This is a genomic window from Lyngbya confervoides BDU141951 (assembly GCF_000817775.3).
In the GTDB taxonomy this organism is placed as follows: domain Bacteria; phylum Cyanobacteriota; class Cyanobacteriia; order Thermosynechococcales; family Thermosynechococcaceae; genus Lyngbya; species Lyngbya confervoides.
This window is the reverse complement of the sequence record NZ_JTHE03000059.1, coordinates 1-19,720: the sequence shown is the minus strand read 5'-3', so window position 1 is coordinate 19,720 and position 19,720 is coordinate 1. Positions and strand designations below refer to the sequence as shown.

At 55.6% G+C, this 19,720-nt stretch carries 20 protein-coding genes and 1 pseudogene; 14 read left to right on the top strand and 7 right to left on the bottom strand.

Annotation, left to right across the window (positions count from 1 at the left end; genetic code table 11):
• Window positions 1-25 precede the first annotated feature (25 nt).
• Window positions 26-646: a Crp/Fnr family transcriptional regulator gene (locus tag QQ91_RS10385; protein WP_166282160.1), complete on the bottom strand. Its 621-nt coding sequence runs from the start codon at window positions 644-646 to the stop codon at window positions 26-28.
• A 177-nt stretch (window positions 647-823) separates the two neighbouring features.
• Window positions 824-2,746 carry a hypothetical protein gene (locus QQ91_RS10380; protein ID WP_166282158.1) on the bottom strand — a complete coding sequence of 641 codons (1,923 nt, stop codon included), beginning with the start codon at window positions 2,744-2,746 and terminating at the stop codon, window positions 824-826.
• Between the two features lie 412 nt (window positions 2,747-3,158).
• Between QQ91_RS10380 and QQ91_RS10375 the strand changes: the two genes are divergently transcribed.
• Window positions 3,159-3,641: an orange carotenoid protein N-terminal domain-containing protein gene (locus tag QQ91_RS10375; RefSeq protein WP_166282156.1), complete on the top strand. Its 483-nt coding sequence runs from the start codon at window positions 3,159-3,161 to the stop codon at window positions 3,639-3,641.
• 34 nt (window positions 3,642-3,675) lie between these two features.
• Here the strand turns inward: QQ91_RS10375 and QQ91_RS10370 are convergent, their stop codons facing one another.
• Complete coding sequence (locus tag QQ91_RS10370; protein WP_166282154.1) at window positions 3,676-4,719, bottom strand: zinc-dependent alcohol dehydrogenase; 1,044 nt, start codon at window positions 4,717-4,719, stop codon at window positions 3,676-3,678.
• A 240-nt stretch (window positions 4,720-4,959) separates the two neighbouring features.
• Here QQ91_RS10370 and QQ91_RS10365 point away from each other — a divergent pair, with 240 nt between their 5' ends.
• Both QQ91_RS10365 and QQ91_RS10360 read left to right on the top strand, forming a co-directional pair.
• Window positions 4,960-5,478, top strand: coding sequence for a hypothetical protein (locus tag QQ91_RS10365; RefSeq protein WP_166282152.1), 519 nt, complete (start codon window positions 4,960-4,962; stop codon window positions 5,476-5,478).
• A gap of 11 nt (window positions 5,479-5,489) precedes the next feature.
• On the top strand, window positions 5,490-6,119 hold the full coding sequence (locus QQ91_RS10360; protein WP_236096159.1) for a pentapeptide repeat-containing protein: 630 nt from the start codon (window positions 5,490-5,492) through the stop codon (window positions 6,117-6,119).
• Between the two features lie 12 nt (window positions 6,120-6,131).
• Here the strand turns inward: QQ91_RS10360 and QQ91_RS10355 are convergent, their stop codons facing one another.
• Complete coding sequence (locus QQ91_RS10355) at window positions 6,132-6,971, bottom strand: pentapeptide repeat-containing protein (protein WP_166282150.1); 840 nt, start codon at window positions 6,969-6,971, stop codon at window positions 6,132-6,134.
• Between the two features lie 41 nt (window positions 6,972-7,012).
• On the bottom strand, window positions 7,013-7,393 hold the full coding sequence (locus QQ91_RS10350; protein WP_166282148.1) for a hypothetical protein: 381 nt from the start codon (window positions 7,391-7,393) through the stop codon (window positions 7,013-7,015).
• Between the two features lie 231 nt (window positions 7,394-7,624).
• On the opposite strand from QQ91_RS10350, the gene QQ91_RS10345 reads away from it, so the two are divergent.
• The 10 genes from QQ91_RS10345 to QQ91_RS10305 all read left to right on the top strand — a co-directional run bounded on the left by QQ91_RS10345 (window position 7,625) and on the right by QQ91_RS10305 (window position 17,677).
• Window positions 7,625-8,734, top strand: coding sequence for a DUF8738 domain-containing protein (locus QQ91_RS10345; protein ID WP_166282146.1), 1,110 nt, complete (start codon window positions 7,625-7,627; stop codon window positions 8,732-8,734).
• Window positions 8,735-8,912: 178 nt separating this feature from the next.
• On the top strand, window positions 8,913-10,037 hold the full coding sequence (locus tag QQ91_RS10340) for a metal ABC transporter solute-binding protein, Zn/Mn family (RefSeq protein WP_166282144.1): 1,125 nt from the start codon (window positions 8,913-8,915) through the stop codon (window positions 10,035-10,037).
• A gap of 10 nt (window positions 10,038-10,047) precedes the next feature.
• Complete coding sequence (locus QQ91_RS10335) at window positions 10,048-10,875, top strand: metal ABC transporter ATP-binding protein (protein WP_166282142.1); 828 nt, start codon at window positions 10,048-10,050, stop codon at window positions 10,873-10,875.
• Between the two features lie 3 nt (window positions 10,876-10,878).
• Window positions 10,879-11,706, top strand: a complete 828-nt coding sequence (locus QQ91_RS10330; RefSeq protein ID WP_166282140.1) for a metal ABC transporter permease — start codon at window positions 10,879-10,881, stop codon at window positions 11,704-11,706.
• Window positions 11,707-12,031: 325 nt separating this feature from the next.
• Window positions 12,032-13,009: a CobW family GTP-binding protein gene (locus QQ91_RS10325; protein WP_166282138.1), complete on the top strand. Its 978-nt coding sequence runs from the start codon at window positions 12,032-12,034 to the stop codon at window positions 13,007-13,009.
• Window positions 12,997-14,079, top strand: coding sequence for a WD40 repeat domain-containing protein (locus tag QQ91_RS10320; protein WP_166282136.1), 1,083 nt, complete (start codon window positions 12,997-12,999; stop codon window positions 14,077-14,079). Before QQ91_RS10325 ends, QQ91_RS10320 begins: the two co-directional genes overlap by 13 nt.
• Before the next feature lie 36 nt (window positions 14,080-14,115).
• The gene (locus QQ91_RS10315) at window positions 14,116-15,015 is read left to right on the top strand and encodes an alpha/beta fold hydrolase (protein ID WP_236096158.1); all 900 of its coding nucleotides are present in this window, start codon (window positions 14,116-14,118) and stop codon (window positions 15,013-15,015) included.
• 77 nt (window positions 15,016-15,092) lie between these two features.
• Window positions 15,093-16,373, top strand: coding sequence for an FAD/NAD(P)-binding protein (locus QQ91_RS10310; RefSeq protein ID WP_166282132.1), 1,281 nt, complete (start codon window positions 15,093-15,095; stop codon window positions 16,371-16,373).
• Between the two features lie 76 nt (window positions 16,374-16,449).
• Window positions 16,450-16,773 (top strand): GTP-binding protein, encoded by a 324-nt coding sequence (locus QQ91_RS21845; RefSeq protein WP_166282195.1) that lies wholly within the window; start codon window positions 16,450-16,452, stop codon window positions 16,771-16,773.
• A gap of 388 nt (window positions 16,774-17,161) precedes the next feature.
• Window positions 17,162-17,677, top strand: coding sequence for a hypothetical protein (locus QQ91_RS10305; protein WP_166282130.1), 516 nt, complete (start codon window positions 17,162-17,164; stop codon window positions 17,675-17,677).
• Between the two features lie 206 nt (window positions 17,678-17,883).
• Here the strand turns inward: QQ91_RS10305 and QQ91_RS10300 are convergent, their stop codons facing one another.
• Entirely contained in the window at window positions 17,884-18,459 is a 576-nt protein-coding gene (locus QQ91_RS10300; protein WP_166282128.1) for a TetR/AcrR family transcriptional regulator, read from the bottom strand.
• Between the two features lie 43 nt (window positions 18,460-18,502).
• Here QQ91_RS10300 and QQ91_RS10295 point away from each other — a divergent pair, with 43 nt between their 5' ends.
• Window positions 18,503-18,991, top strand: coding sequence for a hypothetical protein (locus QQ91_RS10295; RefSeq protein ID WP_166282126.1), 489 nt, complete (start codon window positions 18,503-18,505; stop codon window positions 18,989-18,991).
• Window positions 18,992-19,214: 223 nt separating this feature from the next.
• Here the strand turns inward: QQ91_RS10295 and QQ91_RS10290 are convergent.
• Window positions 19,215-19,628, bottom strand: a pseudogene (locus tag QQ91_RS10290) (DUF3226 domain-containing protein); the annotation flags it as partial.
• Between the last annotated feature and the right edge of the window lie 92 nt (window positions 19,629-19,720).

The following is a 19,720-nucleotide window of genomic DNA, read 5'->3' as shown; positions in this document are numbered from 1 at the left end:
CTAGCGGTCATCCGGCCGGACGACCTTAGCGAGAATCCCCTTCATACCCAAACCAATCTTGGGTATGGAGGGCGTTGGGGGTGAGGGTATACATTTTTTTGCTGCGCTGAATGTAGCCCAACTGCGTTAACTCTTTGAGAAGGCGGGTGATGGTGACCCGAGTGGTGCCAATTAACTCCGCTAAGGCATCTTGGGTGAGGGGGCAAGCAATCAAACAGCCTGATCGGGTGTCTTGACCAAACTTATGAGCCAGCCAGAGTAGCCCTTGCTGCAGGCGCTGATTGACTTGCTTAATTCCTTGAATCGCCAAGAGAGCGTTCGTAGTGGCAATTTGGGCCATCAGCGCGGAGAGAATGCTTGAATCAACATGCAGGGAGATACATTCCGCAGACACGGGCGTCACGCAGATCATTTCGCAGTCTGCCGGTTCGTGAATGGGGCCGCCAATCAGGTCACCCGTGCCCCAATAGCCCAGTGTGGTCACATAGCCTTCGGGTTGAATACACAGGGTTTTGACAATGCCGCTGTGAACCAGCCATAAGGAGTGAGGGCTGTGGTGAATTTTCTGGTTTGCGTCAAATTTTCTCAGGCTCGCCGCCAGGGAAGGAGGAGAACCATCGGTTTCCGAGAGCGTAGATAAACTCATGATCTCACTGTCCACGATTGAATCAGATGACATCCTAGGGTGACTAGGACCTGACCCGCATCATGGAATAGAAAGGTCAAGAAACGGTCAACGACGGCTCGGCTAATGACGGCTCGGCTAATTCAGTCTCAGGGGAGGCTCTGCCCTGGCAATCCCCACTAGGGCAGCCCCCGGTGCTTAGGATGGGGATGGGGATAGGCGTTGATAGACTGTGCGATCGCCAGTGGTGTAGATGGGCTGATAGTGGGTTTGAATATAGGTCAGGGCCGGAAAGGACTGGTTGACCCGAGACTGACTAGGGATCCACACAATGTGGGGGAGGGCGCAGCGGATCTTGAGGCCGTAGGCCCCTGTGTTCTCGCCTAGAATGACAAGCTTGGGGGGATGGGTCTGAATTTTTTGAAGATCCAGGTTAAGAATATCGGCAGAGGGCGAAAACCAGCTAAACATCGTTGAAAACAGTGGGCTAGAGCGATGCAGGGCAAAGTTGATACCGCCACCGTAGGAGAGGTCTGACAGCTGATCCTCCGGCCCGATATTGCGCTGGACGAACTCGTAGAGGTCCAGGGAAGCCTGGTTAGCCAGTCTGACGGTTCCAGCCTGGGTCTGAAGGGCAAAGGGATGCCCCAGGTCCATGGCCCGGTCGGCCAAGCGCAGCCCCCCATAGGCCAATAAACCGAGAGAGGTCACCAGAAGCGCAAACTGAGCAGCCCGGCGCCGTTGACGGTCCGGCTCGACTGCGCTCAGGCAGATCCACGCTAGGTATCGCCACAGAGCAAAGCTTAAGACAATAAACAGCAGCGGATAGGAGGCATAGGCCACCATCGGGAACGGGCTGATCAGATGACCAAACAGACTGCGCAGGGATTGAGCCATGGCCACGACCACCAGAAGCCCCAGGATAGAGGCAAAGGGAATTAAGGGAGCAGGGGCGCGGCGATGACCACGAATCCATTGCCCCAGACAAAGACCGAGTACCCCAAGCATGAACCACTGCAGGGAGAGAAAAACCGAGGTGGAGGACAGGGCATACTTGACCAATCCCAGGGGACCAGCATGACTGAGATTCGTGGCCTGGAGAATGTCTTCTTTCCAGAGGAACAGGTAGAGCCCCCACAGCCATACACTAAGCAGCCCACCCCCTAGAAAATACTGGTAGCGCTTCCCGTGGAGTTGCCTGAGTAAGCGGTATTTGCAGAGGGATAGCACCGCGGCTATTCCCCAGACGCTGCCAGCCGAGGCAGCGATGGCCACCAGTCCAATGCCTGTGGGCCACCAAGGACAGGCATCGTGGGAAATGTTGTAGCCGCTCAGTCCTGCCTGAAGGGGGCCCCAACCCACCTGTTTGCCTACCCAGAGATACACTAGGATCACCGGTCCCAGGACAAACAGGGGCAGCATGGCCGGTCTGAACCAACCCGGTTTGCGGAAAGGGGCGATCGCCTCATAGGCCATGACATACCCGATACAGACCAAACTGCCAAATCCACATTCGGCCTTGCTCAAAAGCGCGATGATGGCGCCTCCCGTGAGTAGGAGGACCGCAGGGATTGAAGCTGGGGATGTGCGGAGATAGACAATGGATCCCCAGACGGCGAGTAAAACGCCCAGGGTGCCGGTCAAGATGGCGGGGGTGTAGACGTTCAGGGAAAACAGGGCCGGTCCCCCTTTATAGCTTGCACCGACCAGGCCAAAGGCGATGGCCGTAGAGAGGGCCAGGGCTTCTGGCATCAGGGTACGAGCGATCGCCCAAACCAGGAACACCAAGGCTGTACTTAAGGCAATGAAAGTAATCTGCGCGCTCCAGTAGGTTGCCCCCAGACTTTGAAAGGCCCACTGCATGACCCAGAGTCCCAGCGGGGGATAGGGCCACATCACCTCGCTGTAGGGCTGATCTCCCATGGCCACCCGGTAGATTACAAACAGACAGTGGGACGGATCGCCCCAAAAGGTATCTAACTTCAGCCAGTTCAGATGGCTCCACAGTAAGCAGCTCAAGAGCAAGATGAGCGCCGGAATCCCTAATCTGAACGTATGGAAGAGCGAGCGAGGGGAGAAACCGGAGGCGTCGGGATCAAAAAAGTAGGGTCTTATAGCCATACAGAAATAACCAACCTCCCATGGCCCGATTTTGGGACCAAGATTCCCAATGCAACGACTTTCAGTGCTGAAATTGTACAGTGCTTTGTTTTTTAATCCGCCAAAAACAAAAGGCGAGAGCAGTCCGTAACAATCCATGACCGTTCAGGATATACTCCCGCATTAATGTATGGACAGAGCGGTTTGATCGCCATCGTCACCCTGAAGGGATAGCGATTCTGTCGCAAATCCTACCAATCCATGCGTAGGATACCCAGAGGCGGGCCAGGAATAAATCTATACCTTCTGGATTTCTAGAGCTCTACCCTTTGAGGGCCAGCCAGAAGATTGAGAATTGTTAAGTTGTCGGTAATGGCGTTGATGGCCTAGGGTCTTGACGCCTGTCGATACGAATAAGGAGTTCCGAATTTTTATGGTATCTGGTTCTGATATTACCCAGGCGAATCTTGCTAACGCGGTAGAAGAGACACTGACCGGCTATCGGTCCTTGAACGCCGATGAAAAGCTAGGGTTGCTGTGGATGGTCTATACAAATATGGGCAGTGCCGTGACCCCGGCTGCGCCTGGAGCGGCTGATGAACAAATGACTCAGCAACTGCTTGGAGAGATTGAAAAAATGGATCACGACCAGCAGCTGCAGTTCATGCGCGATCTAGTTAACCGGATGGATACCCCCTTAACCGGTCGATATGGATCTTTTACAAAGGACAATAAGCTGGTGTTCTGGTATCAGCTAGCCGAGGGGATGCGGACCGGTTCCGTTGTGCCCGTTCCCGAGCAATATACGCTGCCCACCGGGGCTGCGACCGTCTTGAATCAGATAGTGACTCTGGACTTCAATGAGCAGATTACCCTTCTGCGTCATGCGGTCTTGGAAATGGGCCCGGTTGCCTAGTCCTCTCTAATTACAGATCCGGAATTGCAGATCCTCAAGGCGCGATCGCGGCCTTGAGGATCTGCCTGGCTTTCATCCCCTGAAACACGGGCTCCAATTCTGTGAGAGGTCGCTGGTCATTGATCAGCAGTTCGTAGGGCAGTTCTCGCTTTGCCAGGGTAGCCAGGGACTGACGGACAATGGCAGGCGTGTTGTGAAACACGCCTTTCAAGGTTAGCTCGCTGTAGTGCAGCCGCTCAGTATTGACTGAAATGGCGGTGTCCTTGGGACAGCCGCCGAACAGATTAATGACGGCTCCTGGGCGGCCACAGGCGATGGCGGTTTCCCAAACCGCCGGGATGCCGGTGGCTTCAATCACAATATCGGCGCCCATGCCCTGGGTTAAATCTTGCACCCGCGCCGGGATGCTGTCGATGTGGCGGTGGCTATAGGTCTGCTGCGCCCCAAATCGCCGCCCTAGCTCCAGGCGTGACTCCGATCCACCAAATAGGGTCACTTGGGTCTGCTGAAGCGCCATCGCCGCGACAAACATGAGCCCAATGGCACCATCCCCAATCACCACAACGTGGGGAGAGAGTCCGCTCTCCTGCTTTTCTTTTAGCCCAGACCGCAGGACCCCATGGAGAACACAGGCAAAGGGTTCTGTGAGAGCAGCGATGGCTGGGGGCAGGCCCTCGGGGATAGGCAGCAGATTGTGCCGCACAATTTGAGCTGGAATCTTCTGATACTGCGCGAAGGTCCCGTTATTGAAGATTAAATTTTGACAGAGTGAATATTCCCGCCGCTGGCAGAAGAAGCAGTCCATACAGGGAGCAGAGTTGTTGGCGACTACGCGATCGCCCATCTTCCAACCCGTGACCTCGGATCCCAGAGCCACAATGCGGCCAGCGGCTTCATGACCAAACAGCGTCGGGGGACGCAGCATTTTTGCATGGCCACCCCGTCGCCAGACCTTTAAGTCCGTGCCGCAGGTGGTGGCCACCTCTACTTCAATCACAACTTCTCCGGGCTGGGGCTGGGGGTCGTTGACCTGCTCTAAGCGGAGATCTTCTTGGCCGTAGAGAACTGCTGCTAACACAAGGCAAACATTAAAAAAGAGCTGGATAAAAAAAGCTGGATAAACCTGGGTGGGTCTCTAGCCATCATCGCTGATTCGATCCCCAGGCTGCTGCCTTCTCTTGATCGCGCAATGGGCGCATCCACTGTTATTCTACAATGAGCTTGAAAATGAGCTTGCCTGACCCCCCGGAGATCAACTTCGATTGATGGACCTAGAGATTGATGGACCTAGAGATTGTTAAGCCTGGAGGTGAGATCCGTGAAATTTAGCCTGTATTTTGGCCTCTGTTTACTGAGCTTGCTGGGCAGCTTGGCACCCGCCCAAGCCGCGGGAAAGGTGGCCGGATACCAGTATGAGACCTTTCCCGACGGGGATGCTCACTTTGAGGATAATGTAATTCATTACATTCCTTGCATGCCAAAGAATAATGACTGCATTGAGCTACAAGAGTCGATTGAGGCAGAGCTAAAGCAGGCCCAGCAAGAAATGACCCTAGCCCGTTCCAGTGTGGAAAATCCGGTGGAAGCCTGGGCGCTGTTTACGCAGCTCGACCAAAAAATTCTGCCGCGCTTAACGGGTAAAACCGGCTATCAAACCATTAAGACCGGTGAAAAGGGAGTTTACTCCTTCTACTGTCCTACCCAGAACTGCCTGGTCTACTCCTACGGCGTCACTCGCGATCGCTATGCCTACTGGATTACCCTCACCCCTGGCCGGAAGCGCCTGGATCTGGGGCCTGCCCGCAGTATTGATGTCAATAAGCCTCGCAACTTTTAGGAGAGAGCTCCATGATGAAACCGATGGTCTTCGGCCCGTGCGCTCTGCTGTTGTCCCTGGGATCCGGGGCTGCCCTGGCAGAAATTCCGGCCCATGTCCAGGCTCTCTTGAGTTCTAAGCAGTGCGTGCGCTGTGATTTAAGCGGGGCAGATTTTGCACGCCAGGATCTGAGCAATGTGAATTTGCAGGGGGCAAACCTGATTTTTGCGAACCTGAACGGCGCCACCCTGGATGCCTCTAACCTGACAGGAGCCAAGCTGCGATCTGCCAGAATGAGCCAGGGAAACCTGCGGGCTGTGATCCTAAACGTGGCGGATCTGTCGCAGGCTAACCTGCGGGGAGCCATTTTAGATGGGGCGGATTTACGCAGCGTTCGCGCTCCTCTGGCCAACTTCAAGGGTGCTTCCCTGAATGAGACCCAGCTGCGGGGGGGGAACTTTAGCGCAGCAAACCTGGAGGGTATCCAGGCCCGCAATGCGGATTTATTCGCGGCCAACTTGAGGGAGGCGAATTTGGAAAATGCCGACCTGCGGGGAGCGGACCTGGAAAACGCCGATTTAACCGGGGCTGATTTAACTGGGGCCGATTTAACTGGGGCCGATTTAACTGGGGCAAACCTCAAGGGCACAAGGATGCCCTAGCCCCTGCGGGGATTAGCGGCATCCCTGACTGCTCTGTCCACCGCTCGGTAAGGTGACCTGACAAAAGCTGACCCCGCGCAGATCGGCATTGCGCAGGTCGGCGCCAGAGAGATTGACATTTTGAAGCTTGGCTTCGGCCCAATCGCTGGTGATCAGGCTGGCGCCAGAGAGGTCGGCATTGATGACGGTTGCACCGCGCAGGTCGGCCTGGGTCAGGTCGGCCTGCTTGAGCCGGGTGTCTTTCAGGTAGGCGTTTTTCAGGCTAACCCCCACCAGGGTGGCCTGGTTTAAGGTGACGTTGGTGAGACGCACATCGTTCAAGTTGGTGTTGCGCAGGGAGCTATAGCTCAGATTGACATTTTCCAGGCGGGTGGAATAAATCAGGCGATCGCCATCGGGCTTTAGGAGCGAGGCTGCAAATAGGGTGGCGCCTTCCAGGTTGGCCCCCGTCAGGTTGGTTTGATGCAAATTGACGCCGTTGAGCTTGGCGTAGCTCAGGACTGTATTGTTTAAGCTGGCCCCGGCCAGGTTGGTTTGTCGTTTCAGGCCCGATCGCAGATCCGCCCGCCGCAGTGTCGCATTGTCCAGGTTGGCCCCGGCCAGCTGTGTATTACGGAGGTTGGCATCATCCAGGATGGCCCCTTGCAAATTGGCCCCTTGCAGATTGGCCCCTTCTAGATTAGCGCCCTTCAGGTTTAAGCCCGCTAAATTAGCCCCTCTCAGGTCACAATCGACGCAAACCTTGCTGCTGATGAGCTGCTGGGGACTGGCCAGCGTTTGAGCCTGGGATCCGATCGCCATGGCTGCTGCCAATCCAAATCCCCCCATCCACTGCATCTTGACTAAACCCATATCGACTTTCCCCTGCAACAGAACTGCCCAGCATTGTACTGCTATTGCTGCTCAGACAGAATTGGCGTGAAGCCAGAGGCTGGGCAGTCGGAAAGCAAGGCCAGGTTCACGCGCTGCTGGCGATTATCCTGGTAAGCCACGTAGGTGTAGGCTAAATCCAGGGGTTTGCCGTTGACGACAATCTGCCAGAGACCGGGGCTGGGGGTATTGCTGAGGGCGAGGGATTGAATCTTGAAAGGACGACTGACCGTTTCGCCGCACAGCTCGCACAGTTCAAAGATGGTTTGATCCATGCTGAGGCGTTGGAAAGCGGCGATCGCTTGATCTTTCGTGACGTAGGCACATTGATCGGCCCTGGCGGCAGCGGCAAAGCTTAAGCTGAAACCCAGGCACAGGAGCCACAGAGGGAAGATTCGCTTCATGGGTTACATCTCATCTGTGGATGAGGGTGAATTGAGATGGGGGTGAATCGAGGCGGGTCAAGATCTGAGAACTGAACACGCCGTTCACCGTCAGGCTCCCCAAAATTAACCTGTGACGCTGGCCTGGGTCCAGTGGTAACAGTTTCGGTAACGCCAGCTTCCTCGGGAGCAGTTCTCCCTAATCTTAAGGACATAGACAATCAACCTTACCTTGGAGTGAAAGGAGGCTTTATGGTCTCGACGCGTGTGTTGATGAATGTTCTTGTCCTGGGCGGTTGTCTCTCTCTGATGGCGGTGAACTCTCCCCCCATCGTTGCGGCGGAGGCCCAAGGGTTAACGCCAGAGTTTAAAGGTTCGACCCACCTCTCAGCATCGCTATCCCGGCGAATCCGTAAAGATCTAGCCCAGCGACTGAATCAGCCCTTGCCACAGGTGCGGATCCTTGAAGCAACGCCGGAAGTCTGGCCGGATCAATGCCTGGGCTTGGCGCGACCCTTTGAACGCTGTCGGGGAGGTGCTGTGCCCGGCTGGAAAGTGCAGCTTGCCACCGCCCAGCAAACCTGGGGGTATCGGAGCGATCGCACGGGTCAGCAATTGCGCCCTGAACCGCTGTCTGGAACTCCAGATATGGGGGGAGGGAATCTGACCCGTGAAGCCAGTCGTCGGTTTCTCAGGACCGTTTCCCAGCAGGTCAATCGCCCTGTGCCCAGTCTGCAAATTTTAGAACTTCAGCCTGCCACCTGGAACGGCTGCCTGGGAATCTATGTGCCCAATCAAGCCTGCACCATGATTGCCATGGCTGGCTTTCGGGCCATTGTGACCGATGCTCAAACCACCTGGATTTATCACCTGACGGAGGATGGATCCCAGGTGGCTCAAAATGCAACTGCGAGCGGTGCCTCTCGCAGGGTTCTGACCACATTTCAACCCGTGGAAGCAGAGCCTCCCCCTTGGGAATCGCAGGTGGTCTTTCAAAGTCAGATCAGCGGCGATCTGGCCGGATCGGTGCAAACAACCGTCTTGCTGCGCGATGGCACTCTGTATCGAGACCAGTCGCGGTTTAGCACTGGACAGCAGCCCCCTCAGCGCACCCTTCTCCGGCGGCTATCTGCCGCCGAAGTCAAGGCCTTTGAGACGCTTTTGGAGACGCATCGGTTTCCCAACCTTGATCGGCTTCGCTATCTGACCGACGCCGCCTTTGCGGACTATCCCACCACCCACCTCCAGCAGGCTGGCATGAGCGTTGAGTACATTGACTTAGCGCTGAGTGACTTACCGCCCGCCTTGAGAACCGTGGCTACCAGATGGGAGGCCTTAGTGGGCAAGGCGGATCAGGGCTGATCACCGGTCGCGCCATCAGGACGTGGGAGGATCCTCAGCATTGGCCAGCGGCTAGCCAAGCGCTGGGGAAGGGCCGGGGTGAAGGGCTGGCCCAGGGAGGGCCAGGGCGGACGGAAACTGCTTGCGGTATCGGCTCCTATTATGATAATGATAATCATTATAGTTTTTGTATGTAGCCATGCCCTTCCTCCAGCGTGTGTTTCAGTCCAGGCCCCAGGATTATCTCCCGTCTTGCCTTCTCCTCACGACGGTTGCGCTGGGATCCTGGGGCTGTGGATCTGAACCGGCTCAGGTTGAGGCCGCGCGTTCCGCTGGCGGCGATCGCTCCTTGCGCGTTGTGACCACGTTTTTGCCGATCACCAGCTTTACCAAAGCCGTTGTGGGCGATCGCGCCCAGGTTGTGCAGCTCTTGCCCCCCAATCTGGGACCGCACGATTATCAAGCGAAGCCGGAAGATGTGGTCAAGCTACAGCAGGCCGATGTCCTGGTGCAAAATGGCCTGGGGATTGAATCCTTCCTGTCGTCTCTACTGAAAAATGCCGACAATCCCACCTTAAAAGTGATTGATACCAGCGCCGGAATTGCCACGCTGGAAACTGCTGAGGCGGGCTCTACTGGCTCTCAGGCCAGCGATGCAGACGGCCAAGCGGATCATCGCCACGAGGATCAGGGGCCTGAGGACCAGGCCCATGGCAACCATGACCACGGCGCTGAGAATCCCCACATCTGGCTAGATCCCAAGCGGGCGATCGCCCAGGTGGAAACCATTCGCGATGGGCTGGTAGCTGCCGACCCGGCGGGCAAGTCCATCTATACCGCCAATGCCGCCGCTTACATTGCCAAACTCAAGGATCTAGATGCAGCCTTTACGGCACAGATGAAGCCTTACCAGGGCAAAACCTTTGTGACCTACCACGATTTTGCCGATTACTTTGCCGACAGCTACGGCTTACAGGTGGAATATCTGGTGGGGATTCCCCACGAGAGCGCGACGCCCCAGGATGTGCAGCGGGTGATCACCGCAGCCCGAGACTCTAATCTACAAACCCTGCTCACCGAACCCCAGGCCGAGGGAAATCCGTTTGCCGCCTTGGCCCAGGATTTACGGGTGAGCGTGGGCACCTTTGATCCGATTGAAACCGGATCGCCCCAGGCCCTCACCCCAGACTATTATCTGCAGCGCATGCAAGATAACCTGAAAAACTTGACCCGTGCCTTTGGCCGTCCAACCCAGAGATCCTCCCAAGGTCGGTTTCAGCAGATCCAACTGGAACGCCAACCCCTCGCCACTTTGAACTTTTAGGAGATCGGGATTGACTGATCCTGTGCTGCGCGTTGCAGATTTAACCCTGGTGCGGGGAGGCCAAACGGTCTTACATCGCGTTTGCTTTTCGATTCAATCCGGGAGCCACACGGCCATCGTGGGTCCCAATGGTGCGGGAAAAAGCAGTCTGGTTCAGGCTATTCTCGGCATCTTGCCCCGCCAATCGGGACAGATTGAACTGCTGGGACATCCCCTGGGAGCAAAGGGACAGCTTGATCCGGCTGTGCGTCAGGCGATCGCCTATCTGCCCCAGCAGTTTATGGTGGATCGGCGCATCCCGATGACCGTGGCGGAACTGGTGGGCCTGGGTTGGGATCGGCTGGAGTTGGCCTGGCCCTGGCGCGACGCCCGTCCCCGCCATCGGGCCATTGAGTCGGCGCTGGCCCAGGTGGAGGCGATCCATCTGCGGCGTCAGGGTCTTAGTGCCCTTTCCGGGGGAGAACTGAAGCGCGTGCTGCTGGCCTACTGTCTGGTTCGTCCTCGCCAGCTACTGATTCTAGATGAAGCCCCCGCAGGTTTGGATGCTCGCGGAGAGGCGGACTTTTATCGCTGCCTCTATCACTTACAGCAGCAGCACCGCTGGACGATTTTACAGATTTCTCACGATTTAAGTATGGTGCAGCGGCACTGTGACCATGTGCTTTGCCTGAACCGGGAACTGCTGTGTGCCGGAACGCCAGACATCGCCCTGACCCCAGAGGCCCTGGGTCGGATCTATGGGGATGACTTTGTCCGCTATCACCATACCTGTCGCCCACGGCTGCCAGACTCACGGATTCCCCAAGCCTCGAATGCCCAGAAATCTTCTAATCCTTGAGCCATGACCCTGGGGGCTGACCTGCACCGGATGATGGATCTGCTCCAGTTGCCCTTCATGCAGCGGGCGCTGCTGGGCGGGATTCTCACAGGCCTGACCGGGGGACTGATGGGAAGCCTGACGATTGTCCGGCAGCTTTCATTCTTTAGCGATGCATTAGGGCATTCGGCGCTCTTGGGAATCAGCCTGGGCCTTGTCCTGGGCTGGAATCCCTCCGGAGTGCTCCTGCCCTTTGCGGTCATCTTTGCCCTGGGGGTTACCATTCTTCTGGAAAAAACCGCCCTCTGGACCGATGCGCTGCTGAATATTATCTATTCGGCCTCGCTGGCGATCGCGGTGGTGGTGCTCAGTCTCACCGGCACCTACAAAGGGGGACTGCATAGCCTGTTGTTTGGAGATATTTTGGCAGTGCAGCCGACCGATCTATGGATGAGCGGCGCCCTGCTGGTGGTGTGTGCGCTATATCTGGGCCTCACCTTGAAAACCCAAATGCTGATTACCGTGCAAGAGCCGCTGGCGATCGCCCGCGGTGTACCGGTGCGGTTCCATCGCCAGGTGTTTATCAGTCTGCTGGCCCTGGTGGTGGGCGTCTCGATTCAAGCGGTGGGGGTTCTGCTGATCAGCGCCTTTATTGTGATCCCGGCCTGCGCCGCCCGGCTGATCTGTCGCCGCTTTAGCCACCATATTGTCCTCTCCAGCCTCCTGGGGGCCGGCAGCGCCATGGTGGGTCTGGGACTCTCTGCCGCGTTGAATCTGCCCTCGGGTCCCAGTATCGTCCTGGTGCAAATCCTGATGTTTACCCTGGCCCTGGTCAACCCTCTGCGCCTCTAACTCTCGTGGGCGGCTATCTGAGAGCGTGTTTGCGAGAGTGTTTGAAAAGCCCCCCATCCGTTGCCCCCGCCCCCTTTTCTGGTACACCCGGAGGGCTTTAATCCCCCGTTCTTGAATGCCGCAGGCCATATCCTGGGGAACTTTGAAGATCAGCCCCCTCTCTTGACTGCCCCTCGGGGCTATGAATTGGGGGCAGGGGGGCGAAGGCAGAGTCTGGAGAGCCGTTGCAAACCACCTCTGAGACGCAATGGTGATGTTGAGGGCAATCATTGAGCGCATAGTGTAGAATGATTCTCATTCTCGTTTTATTTATGGCATCCTTCCTATGGTCAGCACAGCTTCCTCGGCCCCTGCCTCTGTGCCGGTTACCGTCCTCACCGGCTATCTAGGCGCTGGTAAAACCACCTTGCTCAACCGCATCTTGACCCATGAGCATGGCAAGAAGATCGCAGTGATTGTCAATGAGTTTGGCGAGGTGGGCATTGATCATCAGCTGGTGATCAATGCCGATGAAGAGATTTTTGAAATGAATAACGGCTGCATCTGCTGTACGGTGCGCGGCGATCTGATCCGAATTATTGGTCATCTCATGCAGCGGCGCGACCAGTTTGATCATTTGGTGATTGAAACGACGGGCCTAGCCGACCCAGCCCCGGTCATTCAAACATTTTTCGTGGATGAGGATTTGCAAGCTCGGCTGAATCTCGATGCCGTGGTCACCGTGGTGGATGCCAAGCATATCCATCAGCACTGGGAGGCGGACGAAGCCCAGGAACAGATTGCCTTTGCCGATGTCATCCTGCTCAATAAGGCCGACCTGGTGGAGGACTGCGCCCTGGCAGCGCTGGAAACGCGCATCCGGGGCATGAATGCAATGGCCAAAATTTACCCCACCCAAAACGCCGCCATTGAGATGGAGGCCATTTTAGGGATTCGAGCCTTCGACCTCCACCGCGCTCTGGAAATTGATCCCAACTTTTTGGGGGAAGATGCCCACGAGCACGATGCCACGGTGGGATCTGTGGCGCTGGTGGAACCAGGTGCCCTTGATGGACTGAAGCTCAATCAATGGCTGGGCCAGTTCTTGCAATCCCAAGGCCCGGATATTTTCCGAATGAAGGGAATTTTAAATATTCAAGGCGAGGCCAACCGATTTGTGTTTCAGGGGGTGCACATGCTGTTTGATGGGCGGGCCGATCGCCCCTGGCATCCCGATGAAGTTCGCAAAAATGAGCTGGTGTTCATCGGGCGCAATCTCAATGAAACCCAACTGCGGGAGGAGTTTCGATCTTGCCGCGCGTAACCTTGCCCCGCTTTGATCTGACCTGGGGCGAGGCCCTGAGCGAATTTGTCACAGCCCTAGCCTGGTCCCCGGACGGTCAGTGCCTGGTGGTGAGCAGCGCCGCCGGAGAAATTCGGTGCTGGCAGCGCGCCACCCAGCGCCCCCAGACCCTCCAGGTGGGAGACGGGCAAGCGATTAATGCCCTGGCGTTTTCCGCCGATGGCCGGTATCTGGCGGCAGGCGGCCAGTCTGGCAATCTTGGCATCTGGGCGATGGCGGCAGACTCCGCGAACCTGTTGCTGTGTCTTAAAAATCCTCACACCTGGGTCGATCAACTGGCCTGGAGTCCTCACGGACCAGAGTTGGCGTTCAGCCTGGGCCGCTATGCCCAGGTGTGGGATATGGCGGCGCAGACGGTGAGTGCCACCCTATCACTGGAAACGTCCTCGGTGCTGGGCTTGGCCTGGCACCCCTCCCAGCCCCGCCTAGCCGTTGCCGGACACCAGGGGGTAAAAATTTGGTGCCAAACCGATTGGTTTGCGGATCCAGACTGGCGAGAGTTGCCCACAGCCAGCATGGCGATCGCCTGGTCTCCCGAGGGGAACTACCTGGCAGCCGGGAATCTGGATCGAACGCTGATGGTCTGGCCCTGCGACTCGGGGATGCCCTGGCGGATGACGGGATTTCCGGGAAAAGTTCGCCATCTGGCCTGGTCCGATCAGCGCGGCAAGGAGGATCCTTGGTTGGCGGTTGCCAGTGGCCCAGGGGTGATGGTGTGGCGCAAGCGGCCCTGGCAGGGGCAAGACTGGAGTGCCACGGTCCTGGATCAACACCTGGATCGCGTCACGGGCCTTGCCTTTCAGCCCGGCAGTACGCTGCTGGCCTCTGCGGGGAACGACGGGGAACTGCTGATCTGGCAGCAAGGGACTCGGCTGCATCAGCGGTTGACCGGCGCGCCCCAGGGCTTTAGCGGTCTGGCCTGGAGTCCCGATGGTAGGCTATTGGCGGCGGGGGGCACCCAAGGCGAGTGGCGCATTTGGTCGTCCTCGACGGCGGGACAGGGGTTCTCACCTGGCCAGTCCCGGCCATGAAAGATCGGCATTCTCAGAGAAACTATGAAATCCACAATGACACGCTTAGCGTCGAACATTCCAGCACGACTCGGGGGGACGGTGTCGCTCTACCCCTGGCAATGGCAAGGAAAATCAGTGGCGATCGCCACTGAAACCCTGGGGCAGGGAGATCCGGTGCTGCTGCTACCGTCCCTGAGTACGGTCTCCTGTCGGGCTGAGCTGACGGCCCTGGCCCAGGGACTTGCGGCCCAGTTTCAGGTGACGGTGTTGGACTGGCCGGGGTTTGGCGATTCAGATCGGCTGCGTTTGGACTACGGCCCTGACCTACTCTATCGGTGCTTGCAGGATTGGGTGGGCGATCGCGACGAGCCGCTGCGGGCGGTGGTGGCCGCGGGTCATGCCGCTGGCTATGCCCTGTCCTTGGGAGAGTCCTGCCGTAAACAGGTTCTCATTGCCCCCACCTGGCGCGGCCCGCTGGCGGTGATGGGGCTACCGGACACCGTTCGCCAGGGAATTCGTACCCTGGTGCGATCGCCCCTGATGGGTTCAGCCCTCTACGGACTCAATACCCAGCCAGGGTTCTTAAAGTGGATGTACCGTCGCCATGTGTTTACAGACCCTGAACGGCTCACCCCGGACTACATTGCCCAACGCCATCAGGGCACCCAAGCGGCCGGAGCGCGCTACGGACCCGGATCTTTTGTCACCGGCGGCCTGGATCCAGTGGCCAGTCGCGCGGATTTTCTCGCCCTGCTGGCCCAGAACCCCATGCCCACGCTGATTGTGATCGGGGAGCAGGTGCCCCCCGGATCGCGGGCAGAGATGGAGGCCATGGCCACCGCGAGATTGCCCCAGGTGAGCGCCGTCACCCGACCAGGCACCCTGGGCATGGCCGAGGAGTTTGGGGCGGATCTGGTGCCCCTGGTGCGGTCTTTTCTCCAGATGCCTGCCTAGTTCAGGACCCCTGACCCCGCTTGGGTTCCGCAATGATTTGGCTTCGACCCTTGCACTGATCTCATTTTCAAAATCCTATGCTTGCTTCTGCTGTGACTGCTTCGGCTGTGACTGCTTCGGCTCCGGCCACCCTCGACATTGCCATTGTGGGGGCTGGCCCCCAGGCGCTCACCCTGGTGACCCACTTGATCCAAAAGCGCAAAGACCTGCGGCAGCGCTTCCAGGTCTTTGACCCAAGCGGCACCTGGATGCAAACCTGGCAGCACCAGTTTGAGGCGCTGGAGATTCCTCACCTGCGATCGCCCGCCGTGCATCACCCCGATCCCCACGCCGGTGCCCTGCGGAACTTCGCTGAACATCGCGCCGCGGAACTGCACGGTCCCTACGGTCGTCCCGGCACGCAGTTGTTCTACGACTTTTGCCAGGATGTGATCCGCCGCTGGGATCTGGGCGATCGCGTCTATCCAGCACGGGTGGAGCAGATGGATGTACAGCCCCACTCCCGCCGCTGGCCCTTCCGCCTGCGGCTCGATAACGGTCAGCAGGTGCGGGCGCGTCGAGTGGTTCTGGCCATGGGGAGCGGGCGCGCCCATACTCCTGCCTGGACCACAACCCTAGACCGCCCCTATCCGTGCGATCGCCTGCGCCATGCCCAGGATGTCGATCTACGTCAGGCTGAGGTCGCCGGCCAAACCGTGCTGATTATCGGCAGCGGCCTGACCAGCGGCCACTTAGCCATTGGCGCGGTGCATCGTGGTGCCCGCGTCCTGCTCATGGCCCGCCGTCAATACCGTGAAATGCTGTTTGATGCTGACCCTGGCTGGCTGGGACCCAAATATCTCAAGGGATTTGCGGCCCAAGCCTGTTGGGAAGCGCGCCACCGTCAGATTTTGGCGGCGCGCAATGGCGGATCCCTCACCCCTGAGGTACTCACCCAACTGCGACGCTTGCAGCGGCGCGGACAGGTCACTTTGTATGAACAGTGTCAAGTGCAGCAGGCCCGCTGGCAGGCTCCCCACTGGCAAATTCACTGTCAAACCCAGGGACAGCACGTTTGTCTGGCGGATCAGCCCATTGATCATCTCTGGCTGGCCACCGGGCAACAAACCAGCCTCGCTGACCACCCGCTGTTGCAGTCGATCCAGGCCCAGTTCCCGGCCCAGTGGGTAAACGGCTGGCCGGTTCTAGACGAGCATCTGCGCTGGCCCGGCTGTGAGCTGTTTGTGATGGGCGCCGGTGCCGCGCTCCAACTTGGCCCGGTGGCCCGTAATTTAGCGGGGGCACGCATGGCTTGCGATCGCATTGTTCCGGCTCTGGCCAAACCCAGTCTGGCCCTATCCCCCACGATCTCACAGTGAGTCCCTCTCCCTGGCGCAGGCTTCACCGGTAGCCGTGACTCTAAATCCCTTTCCCAAGCAGGGAGAGGGACTTTGAATCCTTGAAATTGCGGACGGCCGATCTGCTGCAGCCCCAAGGCGTTGTGGTGGAGGCGTCCCAGGTGTACGCTGTCTGGGCAGCGGTAAAACCACCTTTATCCATCAGATCCTGGGGCGGGTGGTGGATTTGCGAATGGCGGCGATGCTCATGAATGAGCTGGACCAAATTGATCTTGATGGTCAGCTCCTTCGCTCCCAGGACAAAACGGCCAGGGCTTTTTCAAGGTTTAGGAAAAAAATGAAGTGCGGATTCTGGCGTGACGATTATTTCTGGAAAATTTACAGTTCTGGCAGAACAACAAGGCATGTAATTTTCTTTTGAGAAAATGAAATAACCCGAGAGAATTGCGGGAGGAGGCTAGCAGGATCAGAATACGTAAAGAGCTGCGACGTCCCATTTCAGGCAATAGCGATCCTCACCCTATATAGTACGTATATACCGTATAAGGTTAATATAACACCCGATTGAGGATTGTTATATTTGGAAAAATACGTATAACATCCGATTGAGGGATGTTATACGTAGCTTTGATGCATAATATGCCGATCAAGGGTATTATGCGTCATGATGATGTATAAATAATAGTTAGCAATCCACGCGCTGGCGCACCTTCAGGGTGAAAGAAACAAGCTTCAGGAGCATGAGTATTTATGCTTAGTCAGAATCTTGTTTCCTAGAAGACAGCAGTTTTTTATGTCAAGAGGTTTTCATGTCAAATCAAATTGATGAGAGTTATGTTAGACAAAATATTCCTGATACAGGTGATTTTGAAGGCTCTAAAGAATTTCTCGAGCCAAATAATGCATACGCTCAAGAACCACCAAATCGTTCATTAGCACTTGATGGATATCTTTGGTGGAACAACCTTTCCGTATCTTATGAAGGCGGGACTAGATTATTGGTTGATAATCAACCATTACGAGCAAGTCAAGTGGAATTTTACATTGATGATCTATCTTGGCAATATGCATTAAATGGGCCTCGGATTACTGATCCTTGGGGCAATGGACAACAAGCCCCCGGAGACTGGTTTGTTCCTGGAATGCTACAGTTTGGGATTATCATTTTTCAATCTAATTCATGGTGGGGACGTGTTGACAGAGGGATAAATCGAAAGGCAATTCAACGACCAGGAGAAGATATCTTGTTTAACGTGAATGATAAGCGAGGAACCTATGGTGATAATGGTGGATCATTTGACCTCTACTTAAAGGTTCTTAGCTAAAAAGCTAGTAATCTAACTATTCAGTTTGCCGTGCTGCCTGTGTCTAACAACTGGCTGCACCGGACGTTCGGCAATCACGGCCATACCGTTCTTTTTTCGGATTTGAACGCCGGTGAGCCTCTCCGTTGGGCTGCTTGCTTTAGGTTATCTGTGAGGACGGCACGTCTAGGTTGTCTGCGAGCGTTCCAAGCTAATCACATCAAAACTTATCCAAGCAGCAAACTTAGGGCACGACGGACATAAGCTGTCCAAGATTCATTAGGTGGGAAAATCAATGCGTAGAGCATGATGCCGCTCATCGCGTCGAAAATCAAACCTGCATCTAAGTCTGTTGAAACCTCATTTCTTGCTTTTGCCCGTTCGATAACAATAGCAAAGGATTGTCGTCGGGGTTGCAGATATTTCTCCCAGTAGATTTGGGCAAACCCAGGATTGCTTGATGCACTACTGATAATCATGGCGACACTCTGCCGCCCAAGTGGAGTAAGGGTTATTTGTGCAGCATTCTCAATGAGTGTATCTACGTCACTCCAAAGATTTCCTGTGTCAGGAATTAACACCTCTTCCCGAATACTCTCGATTGCATCAGCGACCAGTTCATCCTTACTGCTATAACGCCGATAGATAGTTGTCTTGCCGACTCCAGCACGAGTGGCGATCGCCTCAATACTCATCGCCTCAAAGCCAACTTCTGACAACAATTCCAGCGCGGCTTTTAGTATTGCTTGGTGAGATGTCGTGCTACGAGGTCTTCCCGGTGATTTTTTCTTGGCATTGTTCATAGATGCTATTATAATTTGCGATACCGCACCGTATCGAAATCATATGGCTCCAAAACCTCTTTACATGGATAAGCACAGTACCCAAACCTTACGAGAAGGTCTGGCGGAGTACTATGCTCTCAATCCACATGTGACTGATCCAGCGACACAGCCTTCAGGCTTCGGCAAAATCTTGCGGGCGCACGATGTAGGGCATGTAATTTATGGTTGTGACACGGGAATGTACGATGAGCTAAAAATTCTGCCGCTATTTTGGTGGACAAGTGAATGTACGTTTCAGACGTACTTGAAAATGAGAAACTCCCCTGCTGTTGATGTGATGTACGAGGACATGATCAGGGAAAGGGGGACGCTCTGGTTATATGGAGCAATTTTGAGGGTTCTTCCTGGGGTGGTTTTAGAATTAGTCCCAATTTGGTTTAAGACTCGTAATCGTCAAAAACTGCTACCATTTCTTGAGTTTGAGCCGTTGCTTGATCGTTCTCTTCTGGATATCCGCCAAGAATTTGATCTGTTGCCTTTTATGAAATGAATTCCTGTATGCATCCGCCGCCCAACACTTCATGGCAGCGGACGGTCGAAAGCCCTTGGTGCTGAGTTCAAGGTTATCTATCTGCCGCCGCTGCATTTGCCGTTGGGCTGCTTTACGCTATCCCATAAGGACGAAGCAGAAAGCCTATCTGTAGGCTTCAGCATCAAATATTTCAAAGACGTTTGTAAAATAATTGCTTTAGTCTGGCCACATTTAGCCTAAACTAATCACTATCTTCCGAACCAGTAACAGACATAACTTTGATTGATAACAGTTTCCTCAAAAAAATCGTCAGATTTTGCAGGCTCGAAACCAGTTGCTCAGTTTGAGTGCTAATCCAAGCATTATCTGCAATACTTACCGTGTTTGTCTTACCCGGTTTGAGAATGCTTGCAATTGTTGCAACCGTCGCTTTTTCTTTGTCAAAAGGCTTCCATCCAATTTGTCTAACTTCTTCTTCAGAGAATTGAGAAATATAGGATTTAGCTCTTTCCATATATACAGGGTAAGCTACTTCTCCACATGCACAGAGTAGAGTATCCAGCACACCTTGATCGGAGTTGTTAGGTAATATATAAACACCCAATCTTGGCACATCTTCCGTTACAGAACCAGTTTCGCTAACCTCAAACGGAAAATCAGGAAAATATTCGGTAGTGTTCTAGATATGTGGAAATATCACTAAACATCTAATCCGAACTCGAATCGATTGATGAATAGGCCAATCAC